The organism is Variovorax sp. P2_H12 (genome assembly GCF_056403395.1).
Window position 1 is genome coordinate 67,232 of record NZ_JBFUFO010000030.1, and the last position, 15,349, is coordinate 82,580.

Below are 15,349 nucleotides of genomic sequence, written 5' to 3' on the forward strand. Positions count from 1 at the left end.
CGCTGCTCAGGAATTCATGCCGTGTTCGCGCGCGTAGACATAGATGTCGAGATCGTTCTTGAGGCCGAGCTTGATCATGGCGTCCGACTTCTGTCGACTGACCGTCTTCACGCTGCGAGCCAGGCGGTCGGCAATACCGGTCACCGTCAAGCCGGAAGAGAACAGGCGGATCACCTCGAGCTCGCGCGGTGAAAGCCGCGCGGATTCGCCAGCATCCGAGTCGAACTCGCTTTGCAGCAGGCCTTGCCTGAAGGTGGTGCTGACATAGGTGCGGCCCTGGCTCACGGCCTGGATCGCGAGGGAGATCTCCGCCATGCCGGACGCCTTGTCGATCAGGCCCCGAACGCCGGCCTCCAGGATGGTGCCGTGCACGCCGACGTTGCCGATCATCGTCAGGACGATGATCGGCAAATCGGGATGGTCGCGTCGAATGCGCTGAAGCAAACCGAGGCCGTCTGCGGCCTCGCCGCCCGGCATCGAGAAATCGGTGATCAGCAGGTCGCAGGGTGTGTGGCGCAAGGCCGCCAACAGCTTGTCCGGTGAATCCGCCTCGGCCACCACCTCGATCTCGCTTTTGTTCTCGAGCAGCATCCGCACGCCGGCCAGGATGATCGGGTGATCGTCCGCGATGATCAAGCGCATTGTCATTTCGATCAGACCTTCCTCTCGGGGTGGCGCTGCGTTGATGCGAATCCGCATTTCATCTGCATGAAGACAGTGAGACGGTGTCGTGCGACCGGTCACGATCCAACGCGTCGTTGATGCCGGTGAATTGTATCTTTTTGTTGTGCGTCCGCGTGGTCCTACGCCGAGGCTGCGAGCGACTGTTACGCGGCACCTGGCTCAGTGTAAGTCAAAAGCGCTTCATCTCTCGGACCGTTCAAGAAGCGATTGCGGCGTTTTCTCATTCCTTATTGAATCCCCTTTTACTAGAGTCCCAGGCACTAACCATAGGTGCAGTGCGTGGTCCGAAATTGTTCGGAATCGCGCGATGCAATTTCGGCTCGATCGGTTGGGCGGGGAGCGCGCAAGCGCCACCGCCATCAGATTGTCAGCTGCATCCGGTTGGGGTTCGGCGGCGGGTGTGTCGGGTTTTTATTACCCGGCATCCGCCTTTGAAAAAGAATTTCGATTTCAATTAATTTCACTAGACGCGAGTATCAAGTGGCTTCAAAAAAGACGGCAGTTGTTATCAACAAGATTGGCAAGAGCAAGAGCGAGGGCGAGGCTGTCGCCTTGGACGGGAAGTCGCCGGTCAAGGTCAAGGCGTTGCCCAACGTCAAATACCTGCTGAAGGACGAAAGCGGCGTTGCGCCGGAGAACGCCACGCTGACACGTGTCGGCGATGACCTGCAACTGACGCTGGAGGGTGAGACCACCCCGGCCTTGATTTTGGAAGGCTACTTCTCGCTGGCTGAGCCTCCGGGCCTGTTCGGTGTCGCGGAGGATGGCCAGCTCTATGCATACGGCCGGACCGATGGGGCGGGTGCGATCTTCTCTTTGGCCGACGGGGGCATGACGGCGGTCGCGCTGGCTGGTGATCCGGTCGCCGCCGGTGCTGCCGACAGTGACGACGGCAACTACGGCGCCTTCTGGCCGCTGCTCATGTTCGGTGGTTTGGCTGCCGGCGGCATCGCGGCGAGCAGCCGGGGTTCTTCTTCGGGTTTGGTCGCACTTCCCGAAGAAGTCAAGCCCGAACCCGAGCCGGCCAAGGTGATCCCCGCGCCGAAGCAGGCGGGTGCGATCGACAACGTCGGCACGATCACCGGTCCGATTCTGGACAAGGGCTTCACCGATGACACGCGCCCCGAATTCTTCGGTCAAGGCACGCCCGGCAACACCATCACCATTTCCGATCACGGCAAGGTGATCGGCGAAGTCGTTGTCGACGGCAATGGCAACTGGACCTTGACCCCGACCGAGGAGATCGGCGAAGGGCCGCACTCGATCACCATCACGGAAACCGACAATGCCGGCAACAAGAGCGAGCCTTCGGACCCGTTGGAGTTCGGCGTTGACCTGACGCCGCCCGGCAAGCCCGGCGTGGGCGGGGCTATCGACAACTTCGGCACGATCGTCGGCCCGATCCTCAGCGGTGGTGTTACCGATGACAGCCGTCCTGAGTTCTTCGGCAATGGCGAGCCCGGCAGCACGATCACCATCTACGACAAGAGCAATGTGGTGCTCGGGACGGCCGTCGTCGACGGCGATGGCAACTGGACTTTCTCCCTCGAGGGCCAGAGCGGCGCGCTGGAAGACGGCCAACACTCGATCACCATCACGGCGACCGACAAGGCCGGCAACACGAGCGAGCCCTCGGATCCCTTCGTCTTCGAGGTGGACACGATGAAGCCCGCGGCGCCTGATGTGCATATCGATGGCGCGATCGATGAGACCGGCTTGATCAGCACCGACAAACCCATGCTGAGCGGCAAGGGCGAACCCGGCGACACCATCGTCGTGACCTACCCGGACGGCCAGACGAGCGAGACGACGGTGCGGCCCGACGGCACCTGGACTGCGCCGGCGCCGGCGAAGCCGCTGCCCGAGGGCGGCGGCAACATCGTCGTCAAGGAGACCGACGGTGCCGGCAACAGCGCCGTGGTCAATGTGCCTGTGATCGTCGATACGCTGCCGCCTGCCGCCCCCGAGATCGGTTCCGTGCTGGACGACGTTGCGCCGTACGAGGGCGAACTGCAAAGCGGCCAGTCGACCAACGACACCCAGCCCACGCTGAGCGGCACGGCCGAGCCTGGCAGCAAGGTGACGGTGACCGACAACGGCAAGGTGATCGGCACGGTGGACACGGACCCGGGGACCGGCGAGTGGACGTTCACGCCCAAGGACCCCCTGGACGAGGGCGAGCACATTTTCGAAATCAAGGCGACCGACGCGGCTGGCAATACCAGCGCCGGCAGCCAGTTTGTGGTCGATGTCGACACGACGAAGCCGACAAAGCCGGGCGTGGGCGAAGGCCAAGGGCTGGAGAGCGCGATCGACAACGTCGGCGAGATCACCGGCTCGATCCCCAAGGGCGGCGACACGGACGATGCCCAGCCTGAATTCACCGGCAATGGCGAGCCTGGCCACACCATCACCGTCTCCGACAACGGCAAGGTAATCGGCGAGGTCGTTGTCAAGGGCGATGGCACCTGGAGCTTGACCCCGACCGAGGACCTGGCCGAAGGGCCGCACTCGATCACCATCACGGAAACCGACAAGGCCGGCAACACGAGCGAGCCCTCGGATCCATTCGTCTTCGAGGTCGACACGGCGACGCCGACAAAGCCCGGCGTGGGCGAAGGCCAAGGGCTGGAGAGCGCGATCGACAATGTCGGCGAGATCACCGGCTCGATCCCCAAGGGCGGCGACACGGACGATGCCAAGCCTGAATTCACCGGCAATGGCAAGCCTGGCAACACCATCACCGTCTCTGACAACGGCAAGGTGATCGGCCAGGTCGTTGTCAAGGGCGATGGCACCTGGACCTTGACCCCGACCGAGGACCTGGCCGAAGGGTCGCACTCGATCACCATCACGGAAACCAGCAAGGCCGGCAAGGAGAGCGAGCCTTCGGATCCCTTCGAATTCGAAGTGGACCTGACGGCGCCGGATGCGAGCCGTCTGGCGATCACGGGCGTGGAAGACGACGTGGGCGAAGTGCTGGGCAACGTGGCGTCTGGCGCGACGACGGACGACAGCCGTCCGTTGATCCGTGGCACGGGCACGGCGGGCGACACCATCATCGTGATGGTGAAGGACGGGTTGGGCAGCCGTGAGCTGGGCCGCGCGACGGTGGACGCGGACGGCAAGTGGTCGCTGCAAGTGCAAACGGCGCTGGCTGGTGGCGTGAACGAGTTCACGGCCATCGAGATGGACCCTGCGGGGAACAAGACCARCCCGAGCAMCCCGTACGCGGTGACGGTGGACACGGGCCGACCGGAAGTGCCTGTGATCGACAACGTCCAGGACGACAAGGGTGTGGTGCACATGCTGCAGAAGGGCGAGGTGACCAACGACGCGACGCCGACGATCTTCGGTACGGCGCAAGCGGGCAACACCGTCAGGATCTATGACGGCGCGACGCAGCTGGGCGAGGTGAAGGCGGATGCGAACGGCAAGTGGAGCTTCACGCCTGGCGTGGACCTGGCCGAAGGCGCGCACAACCTGACGGCGACGGCGACCAGCCCGGTGGGCCAGACCAGCGATGCGACCGGGATCTGGAACTTCGTGGTCGACACGAAGGCGCCGGACGCGGTGAGCGGATTGCAGGTGAAGGACGACGTGGGCGCCAAGCAGGGCCCGCTGTCCAACAACGAGACCACCGACGACAGCACGCCGACCTTCAGCGGCAAGGCCGAGCCTGGCAGCAAGGTGTCGGTGTACGACGGCGCGACCAAGTTGGGCGAGGCGGACGTCGACGGCAACGGCGACTGGAGCTTCACGCCGGGCAAGGCGCTGGATGACGGCCCGCACAGCTTCACGACCAAGGTGACCGACCCCGCGGGCAACGAGAGCGCGKCGAGCGAGCCGGTGAACGTGACGGTGGAYACCTCGGGTGTGGCGGTGTCGATCACGCAGGTGAAGGACGAGGCCGGCAGCGTGACGGGCAACATCACGCCCAACGGCGTGACGGACGAAACGCGTCCGGAGATCGTGGGCAGCGGCAAGGCCGGCAGCACCATCACGGTGTACGACGGCGCGAACGTGCTGGGGACGACGACGGTGCAAGCCAATGGCACGTGGAGCTTCAMGCCCACGGTCGACCTGGGGCAGGGCGMGCACAGCATCACGGCGCAGGCCGAGGATCTGACGGGGACCAAGAGCGACCCGACGCCGGCGTTCGTCTTCCGCGTGGACACGGTGGCGCCATTGGCGCCGACGATCGGCGCGGTGACGGACGACGTGGGYGAAGTGCAGGGAGCGYTGCTGAACGGYGCGACGACGGACGACCCGTCGCCGACGCTGAGGGGCAAGGCCGAAGCGGGCAGCACGGTGACGGTGTACGACGGCGGCACGCCGCTGGGCAGCGTGAGGGCGGATGCGAACGGTGACTGGAGCTACACGCCGACGACCGGCCTGAGCCAAGGCCTGCACGAGTTCACGGTGAAGGCGACGGACRCGGCGGGCAACACSAGYGCGGAGTCGGACAAGTTCACGCTGACGACCGACTACACGGCGCCGGACGCGACGAAGCTGGCGATCACGGGCGTGGAAGACGACGTGGGCGAAGTGCTGGGCAACGTGGCGCCGGGTGCGACGACGGACGACAGCCGACCGGAGATCCGTGGCACGGGCACGGCGGGCGACACCATCATCGTGATGGTGAAGGCGAATGGCGAGGCGGTCAGCCGCGAGTTGGGCCGTGCGAAGGTGGGCGAGGACGGCAAGTGGTCGCTGCAGGTGCAGTCGCCGCTGGCTGGTGGCGTGAACGAGTTCACGGCCATCGAGATGGACCCTGCGGGGAACAAGACCAACCCGAGCACCCCGTACGCGGTGACCTTCGATGACAGCGTGCCTGGGTCGTCGATCGTCATCACTTCCATTTCGGACGACACCGGGCCCTCGGCCAACGACTTCGTCACCAGCGACACGTCGCTGACGATCAACGGGACGCTGACCCAGGCGCTGGGCAGCGGGCAGCGGGCCCAGATCACGGTCGACGGCGGCAGGTCCTGGCAGGACGTGGTGGTTTCCGGCGCGAGCTGGAGCTACGTCGACAGCCGGACCCTGAGCGATGGCCAATACGACTACACGGTGCGCGTCATCAGCGCCGCCGGGGTGGCGAGTGCCGTCGACCAGAAGACGGTCACGATCGATACCCAGGGTCCGACCAACAGGACGACGGTCGACCTGGCCGTGGAAAGCGACTGGGGCCTCTCCAACACCGACAACATCACGGCGAACGTGACGCCGACCATCAACGGCAAGGTCGGGGCGGGCAGCGACGCGGACCTGAGCAAGCTGCGCGTCACGCTGTTCGACGACGTCAACAACGATGGCAGGCTGGATGCGGGCGACCGCGTCTTCAGCAGCAGCATCTCCGTGGCTGCCGATGGCAGCTGGAGCTACGACCTGCCGAGCCTGAGGGACGGCAGCTACCGCTTGAAGGCGCTGGTCACCGACCAGGCGGGCAACGCGTCGTCGGCGGTTTCTACCCTTGACGGCAACGGCGCTAGGCTGGTTATCGACAGCAAGAGCGTTGGCCAGACCATCCGTGGGTCGGGGGCGGATGACCATCTCGGCTACGACGTCACCAATATCGGTGACTTCAACGGCGACGGATACGATGACTTGATGGTGTCTGCGCCCTCGGTCGACTTTCCCGGGGCCGCAGACGCGGGCGCAGCCTACATCCTGTACGGCTCGGCCAGCGGCGTGGCCCTGGTCGGCGACTACATCAACAAACTGACTCCACAGCAAGGCCTGAAGATCTACGGTGCGACGCCGCGGCAGGAAGCCAACGATCAGATGGGCCTGGCCATCAACTACCTGGGCGACATCAACGGCGACGGCTATGACGACGCCCTGATCGCCTCGTCCATGAACGACAAGGCCTACGTGGTCTTCGGCGGAGCGAACGGCAGCTGGGCCAATGGCACGCTGAACCTGGCGGCGATCGACCAGGGACAGAACCAGTACGGCTTCAAGGTCGCGCTCCCGGTGAACCAGAACAGCACTTTCGCCAAAGGCGTGGGCTCCGCCGACATCAATGGCGACGGCTATGCCGACCTGCTGCTGGGCAACTTCTCGGATGGCACCTCCGGTTGGCGCGGCACCGGCACCGTGATCTACGGCCACGGCGGCAACTGGTCCAACATCCAGATGGTCCTCAAGGGCGATACCTGGTCCCTGCCGAGCGGCGTGCTGGGCACGACCATCGTCAGTGCCGGCAGCGGGCCGTATGCCAACCTGGACCTCGGTTGGACGATCAATGGCGTCGGGGACGTCAACGGCGACGGCATCGAGGACTTCGTGATCACCGATCCCACGGGGAGCAACCCGATGGTGGGGAACACGGATGCGGGCTCGGCCGTCCTGATCTACGGCAACAAGGACGGCCTGCCGGCCACCCTCGACCTGAGCCGGCTCACACCGAGCCAGGGCATCCACATCAACTCGATGGCACAGGAGTGGCTGGGCGCCCCGGAGTCCCACAACGATTCGGCCAACACGGTCGCCCGGCTGGGCGACATCAATGGCGACGGCATCGACGACTTCGCGATCTCGACGGCGCACTCCGAACCGGGCAACCCGGGTCGGGTGTGGGTGATCTACGGCAAGCAAGGCGGCTACGGCAAGGACATCAACCTCGATGCGATGTTCACCTCGGGCACTTCTGGGAGGCCGAATGGCTATACGCCGACTTTCACGGCGGCCGACGGCTTCCTGCTGGTCAACGAGAAATCGACGGCCACCAGCCAGAGCAGTGCGGACGAGTTCTTCGGCGGGAGCATTCGCGGGATGGGCGACGTCAACGGCGACGGCATCAACGACTTCATCATCGGTGCCAGCCGGGCCGACGGCAATGGCTTGACCGACAACGGGGCGGCCTATGTGGTCTACGGGCGTAGTGATAACTTCGAAGCGCCGGTGATCTCGATCAAGGACATCATGAATGATCCGTCCAAGGGCTACGTGCTGCGCGGGGCGAACGAGTGGGGTGGCTGGGACCGTTTCGGCTCTGGTGTCACGATCGGCGATTGGAACGGCGACGGCGTGGCCGACGTCGCTGTCGGCGCAATGTGGGCAGACAACATCGGTGCGACCACCTCCAACAACGGCGCGCTCTACATCTACTACGGCACGCCGAACTTCACCCAGGAGTACACGACGGGTGACGACGTGCTGGTCGGCACCGGGGCTGTGGACTTCCTCGCCGGTGGGCTCGGAAACGACACGATCTCGCAGATCGGCACCAAGGACGTCGCGTTGGGCGGCGCTGGCAACGACACGATCCGCATCATCGGCACGGACTTCATGAACGTCGACGGCGGTGTGGGCATCGACACCCTGGTGATGGACGGGAAGGGCATGAGCCTGGACCTCACGGCGCTGAAGAGCAAGGTCAAGGGCTTCGAGCACTTCGATCTCGGCAGCGACGGTGGCAACACCCTGGCCGTGCACATGAGCGACATCACGCGGCTGGGGCAAGCCAACGTGCTGGTGAGCGATGGCAAGACGCAACTGGTGGTGCATGGCGATGCCACCGGCCAGGTGAACCTGGTCAATGCGGGGGCGGCTGCCGATCGCTGGACGGACGCGGGAACGAAGACCGTGGACGGCTCGGTCTATCACGCCTACACCAACGTGGCTGGAACGAGCGAGCTGCTGGTCGAGGACAGGGTTCACGTCACCATCCTGTAAGCGTGGTGCAGCGTGGCAGCCCGGCGGCTGCCCCGCCCCCTTTCCGCGCTGCCGGCGCTGTGCCTGGTCGCCGCGTCGGCCGCCTTCGCGCAAGCAGCGCCAACGGTGCCGAGCGATCGCGAAGGGCCGACCTATCGGCCGGGACCCTCAGTGGCTTCCCATTTGGCCCAGGTGGTCTTCTTCAGGGGCGCCGCCCCTTCTTCCGCCGGCGGAGGCCGAGCGGCGGCGCACGTCTACGTGGACGGGGAGTTTCACACGGCGCTCATGCCGAACGGCTTTACGCGCTTCTGCGTCGCCAAGGGCATTCATGCGCTCGAAGCGCATGTCGGCGATGCGCCTGCGTTCGCCGGCAAGGCGGTCCCGAAGACCCAGGCGCTGCTGGAAGGCGGAGTGACGTACTTCGTGGAGGTTTCGGAGCGCGGCATGGGTGCGCCCGTGCCGTTCAGTCGCGCTGACGCCGAGCGCGTGCTGGCGAGTTCTGAGCAACAGCGTCGCTTCGTCAGTCGCGCGAGCACCGTGGTGCCGTGCGAGGACGCGCCGCCCGCAGCCGCCGCGCCGGAAAAGGTCCGCTTCACGCTCAACGCGGATGTCCTGTTCGCCTTCGGGAAAGGGGACTATCAGGCGATCACTCCGCAGGGGCGGGTGGAGCTGAAGAAGGTCGCGGACCAGATTCGCGCGCAATCCCCGCAAAGCATCGGCCCGGTCTCGGTACGAGGACATGCCGACGCCATCGGCTCGATCGCGGGCAATCAGCGGCTTTCCGAGCAACGGGCGCGGAGCGTCAGCCGTGTCCTGGCCGAGGAAGGCCTTTCCTCGGACCGCATCAAGGTCGAGGGGGTGGGCAGCAGCGAACCGGTCGTGTCCTGCCCGGCCGGCGGCTCCAGACAGGCGCGCATCGACTGCAACAGCCCCAATCGCCGTGTCGAAGTGCATGCCGAGGGCATGCGCTGAACGCATGCCAGCGCCGGACATTCCGATGCTGAGCTAAGACGAGAAAGGCGGTCGCAAGACCGCCTTTCTGTTTGGCGCACTTCATCTTCCAGATGCTTCCTTGGTGGAATGCGGCGCTTTCTCATTCCTTGTTTCAGCCTGATTTACTAGAGTTCTATTTCTCAAGTGGATCGCAGCGTGAGTGCCGAAATTGCCGCCGCTTTTGGCGACGGCGAGTGACCAGAGCACCCTTCAGGTCGCCTTGTCGCAGGTCGGATCGAGTTCGAAGGTGACTCCGTCGGCGCGGTTTTCTTGCCGCCCGGAGCCAGCCATCGAAAAGGCGTTTCGTTTCCTCTCGATATTTCAAACCTCGGCTCATGGGCGATCTCGCCCGAATAGCTTCAACTCTCCAAGCGATTCACCCTGAAGAAGGGTCATCGGACCAACTCATGCAATTCTCGAATTTCATTGCATTCAACCGGCGCCTGTGCGCAAGCCGCGGCCCCGTCGCCGCGGCGTTGGCCGCGACCTGCCTGCTGGCAGCGCCGGCGGCCTTCGGTCAAGACGCCACGCCGCGGGCGCAGGCCCCGATCACTGCAGCGGCGCCGTCTGTCCAGGCGAACCCGGGGCCGGTGTACGAGGCGGTTCCCGCGGTCGCCGCCGATCTCGCCCAGGTGGTCTTCTTCAGGCCCGCAGCCGCGGCGCCCGCCGCCGGTGCGGCCCACGTCTACGTGGACGGCCAGCTCCATGCCGCGCTGTTGCCCCATGGCTTCACACGCCTGTGCCTGGACCCAGGCAGTCACGCGCTGGAAGCCTATGTCGGCGATGCCCCGCTTTTTGCAGGCAAGTCGAATCCTGCGACGCGGGTCCACCTCGATGGCGGAAAGACCTACTTCGTCGCGGTGTCGGAAGGCGGCGGTGGCGACCCTCAACCGTATCGCCGGGCCGATGCCGAGCGCCTGCTGGCAGGCGCCCAGGATCAGCGCTACGTCATCAGCCGTGCGAGCACGGTCGTCCGTTGCCGGGAGGCGCCAGGCCGCGACGCGGCAGTGACGGCCGGGGCGACCTGACGCGGCCTCGATCGTTTCGTTCTTCAAATCTTGCAATGGCGATGCACGCCGCCTGGGGACGACCCGGGCGGCGCGCAGTGGAACTGGGCCCATTTGCACCGACCCTGGCAGCCTGCCAGCGGCAAAGCTCGACGGTGAATTCCACACCGTCGCGAACAAGGAATTTTCATGGCGGCAGTGATGAAGCAGGACGGCCCTGTGGAGGGGCAGCACGCGGTCCACGCGGAGGCAGGACCGGATACTTTGCTGGGGGCCGTGCATTGGTTGTGCGTCCACCATGGCCTGACGATCAGCGCGGCGGCCTTGCAGGCGGGCTTGCCGCGCGACGCCAGGCTATCGCCCACGCTCGCGGTGCGCGTCCTGGAACAGGCCGGCATCGGCGCGGGATGGGTCAAGCGGGATGCCGGGGATTTGCTCTCCTACCTGCTGCCGGTGGCGTTGCTGCGCAAGGACGGCGGTGCTTGCGTGCTGGTCGCCCGTCATGGCAAGGGCGCCGCCGCGTCTTATGAGGTCGTGCTGCCGGAATCGGGCGGCGGGAGCGTGCGTCTCGATGCCGGCCAGATGAACGAACTCTACGGCGGGCACGCGTTGCTCGCCAAGCCGCATCCGCGGCTGGACGATCGTGCCGGGCCGCAAGTGCAGGAGAGCGCAGGGCATTGGCTCTTCTCCACGCTGTGGCGCTATCGCCGCTACTACGCCAGCGCGGCGCTGGCGGCGCTGCTGATCAACGTCCTGACGCTGGCCAGCACCTTCTTCACGATGAACGTGTACGACCGGGTGGTGCCCACGGGCGCCTACGTGACGCTGTGGTCGCTGGCCATCGGCGTCATCGTCGCGATGGTGTTCGAGTTCGCTGCGCGCCATGTTCGCGCCCATCTGGTCGACGTGGCCGGGAAAAAGGCCGACCTGGTGCTCGGCTCCGCGCTGTTTCGCAAGGTGCTGGCGACGCGCATGGAGTTCAAGCCGCAATCGGCCGGCTCGTCCGCGAACCAGTTGCGTGAATTCGAGTCGGTGCGCGACTTCGTCACTTCGGCCACGATCTCGACGCTTTCCGACTTGCCGTTCTGCCTGCTGTTCGTTGCCATCATCGCGATGATCGGCGGGCCGCTCGCGCTGGTGCCGCTGCTCGCCATACCGATCATCGTCATGATCAGTGTCGCCATCCAGTGGCCGCTCGCGCGCGCCATGCAGGAGAACCTGCGCGAAGGCTCGCTCAAGCAGGGCCTGCTGATCGAGTCCATCGAAGGCATCGAGTCGCTCAAGGCGGCCCGGGGCGAAGGCGTGATGCAGCAGAAGTGGGAGCAGCTCAGTGCGCTGGCTGCGTCCAGTTCGATGAAATCCCGCGCGCTGTCCAGCATGGCCGTGAATCTCGTGACCTTGATCCAGCAGGTGCAGACGGTGGTGCTCGTGGTGTGGGGCGTGTACCTGATCCACGCGGGCACACTCAGCATGGGCGCGCTCTTCGGCACGGTGATCCTCGCCGGCCGCGCGACCTCGCCGCTGGCGGCGGTGGTCGGACTCGCCGTCCGCTACCAGCAGGCCAAGACGGCGCTGCGGTCGCTCAACCAGGTGATGGACCAGCCGGTCGACCGGGTGCCGGAGCGGCGCTATCTCGCCAAGCCCCATTTCGCGGGCCGCGTCACGCTGAAGAAGGTCAACTTCTCGTATCCGGCGCCGCCGATGCAGCCGTCGCCGCCGGTATTGCAGGACATCAGCCTGGAGTTCAAGCCGGGCGAGCGCGTCGCGGTGCTGGGCAACATCGGCTGCGGCAAATCGACGCTGTTGCGCGTGATGGCGGCGCTGTACCAGCCGCGCAGCGGCCAGGTGCTGATGGACGGCATCGATATCGGGCAGATCGACCCCGCCGACGTGCGTGCCGCCGTGGGCATGCTGGGCCAGGATGCGCGCCTCTTCTACGGCACGCTCAAGGACAACGTGACCATCGGCAATCCCGCGACGACCACGGAGGAATTCCTGCGGGTGGCGCGGCTGACGGGCCTCGACGCCATCGCGGCGCGACATCCGCGCGGCTTCGATATGCCGATCGGCGAGGCGGGACAAGGCCTGTCGGGCGGGCAGCGCCAGCTGGTTGCATTGGCGCGCTGCCTTCTGCTGCGCCCGCGCGTCCTGCTGATGGACGAGCCGACCAGTTCCATGGACTTGCAGACCGAGCACTACTTTCTCCAACGGATGGCGGTCGCCACCCAGGGCCAGACCGTGATCGTGGCGACACACCGGCTCTCGGTGCTCGAACTCGTGGACCGCATCGTCGTGATGGATGGCGACGGCAAGGTGTTCGCGGACGGCCCCAAGGATGCGGTGCTGGAGAGCTTGCGGGCCAAGGGGCCGAGCGATGGCAAGGCCCCATGAACAGGACGATGGCCGAAACCGGCAAAGGTGAAATCATGAAGAACGAGCAAGCAAGCCCTGCACCCGTGCGGCTGAAGTCATCCACGCATGACGTCGAATCCGTCGCTGCGGCTGAAGGCAGCGAAGCGAAGGCCGCTGCGCCGGCCGCGGCCCAGGGTGGCGGTCGCCGTGCCGCCGGTCCGACCGGACAAGCGCGCAAGGAAGATCTTGCATTCATGCAGGATCTCCGCGAGGCGATGCTGGTCCAGAAGACGCCGGGCAGCATGCTCGTGCTGTACCTGATCGCCCTCATCCTCGTGGTGGCGCTGGTGTGGGCGTACTTCGCGAGGGTGGAGGAGATCACGCTGGGCGAAGGCCGCGTGATACCGGCCAGCCGCGAGCAGGTGATCCAGAGCCTGGAAGGCGGCATTCTGGAATCGATGAACGTGCACGAAGGCGACGTCGTCGAGCGGGGCCAGATCCTGCTGGAGATCGACCCGACGCGCGCCGGCGCGTCCTACCGCGAGGGCGTATCCAAGGTCCTGGCGATGAAGGCCTCGATTGCCCGGCTTCGTGCCGAGGCTTACCAGGAGCCGCTGACTTTCCCCGATGACGTCAAGGCCGTGCCGTCGATCGTGAGCGACGAAACGCGTGCGTTCAACGCGCGCCGTCAGACGCTTTCGGCGAGCGTGCAGGCGTTGCAGCGCAGCCTGGAACTGGCCGAGCGCGAGGTCGGCCTGTCCGAGCCGCTGTCGGCGCGGGGCCTGATGTCGGAAGTCGAAATCCTGCGCATGAAGCGCCAGGCCAACGAGTTCCGCCTGCAGATCGCCGAGCGGCAGAACAAGTTTCGATCCGACGCCAATGCGGACCTGACGCGCCTGGAGGGCGAACTGGCCCAGGCCAGGGAAAACGTCGGCGCGCGCGAGGACGTCATGAAGCGAACGACCATCAGGGCCCCGCTCAAGGGCACGGTCAAGAACATCCGCGTGACGACGATCGGCGGCGTGATCCAGCAGGGCGCCGACATCATGGAGATCGTGCCGCTGGAGGACCAGTTGCTGGTCGAGGCCAAGATCAAGCCTTCGGACGTGGCTTTCGTTCGCCCGAACCTGCCGGCCGTCGTGAAGATCTCGGCCTACGACTATGCCATCTACGGCGGTCTGAAGGGCGAGGTCGAGCACATCAGTCCCGATACCTTGAAGGACGACGAGAAGGCGCGCCAGGGCCGTGCGGACGCCAACTACTATCGCCTGCTGGTCCGCACGGACAAGGCATCCCTGAGTGCCGGCGGCAAGGACTTTCCGATCATTCCGGGCATGACCGCGACCGTGGAGATCCGTACCGGCGAGAAGACGATTCTCAGCTACCTGCTCAAGCCGGTGCTGAAGGCGCGCGAAGCCTTCAGGGAGCGATAGGAAATGACCACACCCCTGCAATCGGGCGTCTGTGCGCCTCGTTCGCCCGGCGTACGTCGCGGGTTCGCGCGCGCCATGATTCTGTTGCCCTTGTGCCTGAGCGCCGAAGCGATGGCGCAGGCCTCCTCGCCGACGGCGCCCCGGGTGCTGGAATGGAGCAGCTTCGCCGATGACGGTCCGGTGATCAGCGCGCCGAAGATTCCCGCCTCCGTCCCTAAGCCTCCTGCACCGGCACCGGCACCGGCACCGGCACCGATGCCTGCGCCTGCACCGATGCCTGCGCAGGAGAAGACGTGGGGCGAGACCGCTCCTGCTCCTGCTCCTGCTCCTGCTCCTGCCCCCGCTCCCGCTCCCGCTCCGGCTCCCATCGCCGGCAGCAGCCAGCAGAAAGAGAAAGAGAAAGAGAAAGAGAAAGAGAAAGAGAAGGAGAAAGAGAAAGAGAAAGCCACGACACCGGCCGGAGAAAAGGCCGCCAAGATTGCGCGCGCCACGGTCGCCGACGAACTCGAGCGGCAGGGCGGGAGCGCCCGCGACTTTCTCGAGCGGATGGTGGCGAAGGCGCTTGCCCTGAGCCCCGATGTCCGGGAGGCGAGCGCCAAGTGGCAAGCCGCCGAGTTCGACATCGCCGAAGTCAAGGGACAGCGCTGGCCGCAGTTGCAGGTGGGCGTGGCGTCTCCCTCGGCGACCTTCGGCGGCGGCACCAACGACTCCGCCCGCAACGCGATCGGCAATGTCCAGCTCACGACGCCGGTGTATGACTGGGGCCGCCTGAGCCGCACCATCGACAGCCGCACCGAGACATCGAAGGCGGTGCACGAGCAACTGTTGCAGGTGCGCCAGCAGGTCGCCTTCGATACCGTGAACGCGATTCTCGAGCTGAGGCGCAACCGCAACGCGATGGTGTTCAGCGAGGCCTACGTGGACCGCATGACCGAGCTGGTCGAGATGCTCAGCGAGATCGTCAAGACCGATCGCGGTCGCGCCAGCGAACTGACCCAGGCCCGCGGGCGTCGCCTGCAGGCGATGGCCAGCCGCGACCTGGTGGCGGCCAGGCTGCGCGAGGTCGAGATCAGTCTGGTCAAGCTTGTCGGCGAGGAGGTGGCGCTGCCGCCGGATCTGCAGTGGGGCGGTGGTGTCGTGGACGTCCAGGAGGCCCTGTCGGCAGCGCCGGAGCATCCGGCGCTGCGTCAGGCACGGGCCGAGGCGAAGGCCGCCGAC

Annotated in this window: 7 protein-coding genes; 6 read left to right on the forward strand and 1 reads right to left on the reverse strand. The window is 65.8% G+C overall.

Going from position 1 to position 15,349, the window contains the following annotated elements:
* Nucleotides 1-6: 6 nt before the first annotated feature.
* Entirely contained in the window at nt 7-648 is a 642-nt protein-coding gene (locus AC1DYK_RS23275; RefSeq protein ID WP_478168452.1) for a response regulator, read from the reverse strand.
* 516 nt (nt 649-1,164) lie between these two features.
* Here AC1DYK_RS23275 and AC1DYK_RS23280 point away from each other — a divergent pair.
* From AC1DYK_RS23280 to AC1DYK_RS23305, 6 genes are all read left to right on the forward strand, one after another.
* Entirely contained in the window at nt 1,165-8,367 is a 7,203-nt protein-coding gene (locus AC1DYK_RS23280) for an Ig-like domain-containing protein (RefSeq protein WP_478168453.1), read from the forward strand.
* Nucleotides 8,368-8,517: 150 nt separating this feature from the next.
* Complete coding sequence (locus tag AC1DYK_RS23285) at nt 8,518-9,318, forward strand: OmpA family protein (RefSeq protein WP_478168454.1); 801 nt, start codon at nt 8,518-8,520, stop codon at nt 9,316-9,318.
* 428 nt (nt 9,319-9,746) lie between these two features.
* Nucleotides 9,747-10,367: a hypothetical protein gene (locus tag AC1DYK_RS23290; protein ID WP_478168455.1), complete on the forward strand. Its 621-nt coding sequence runs from the start codon at nt 9,747-9,749 to the stop codon at nt 10,365-10,367.
* 168 nt (nt 10,368-10,535) lie between these two features.
* The gene (locus AC1DYK_RS23295; RefSeq protein ID WP_478168456.1) at nt 10,536-12,737 is read left to right on the forward strand and encodes a type I secretion system permease/ATPase; all 2,202 of its coding nucleotides are present in this window, start codon (nt 10,536-10,538) and stop codon (nt 12,735-12,737) included.
* Nucleotides 12,738-12,772: 35 nt separating this feature from the next.
* Nucleotides 12,773-14,131, forward strand: a complete 1,359-nt coding sequence (locus tag AC1DYK_RS23300; RefSeq protein WP_478168457.1) for an HlyD family type I secretion periplasmic adaptor subunit — start codon at nt 12,773-12,775, stop codon at nt 14,129-14,131.
* 75 nt (nt 14,132-14,206) lie between these two features.
* On the forward strand, nt 14,207-15,349 hold a 1,143-nt coding region (locus tag AC1DYK_RS23305; protein WP_478168458.1), incomplete at its 3' end, for a TolC family protein.

Bases quoted from the DNA above. Each gene is read 5' to 3' on its own strand.
- AC1DYK_RS23275 (WP_478168452.1), bottom strand. From the start codon at position 648: ATGACAATGCGCTTGATCATCGCGGACGATCACCCGATCATCCTGGCC.
- AC1DYK_RS23290 (WP_478168455.1), top strand. From the start codon at position 9,747: ATGCAATTCTCGAATTTCATTGCATTCAACCGGCGCCTGTGCGCAAGC.
- AC1DYK_RS23295 (WP_478168456.1), top strand. From the start codon at position 10,536: ATGGCGGCAGTGATGAAGCAGGACGGCCCTGTGGAGGGGCAGCACGCG.
- AC1DYK_RS23300 (WP_478168457.1), top strand. From the start codon at position 12,773: ATGAAGAACGAGCAAGCAAGCCCTGCACCCGTGCGGCTGAAGTCATCC.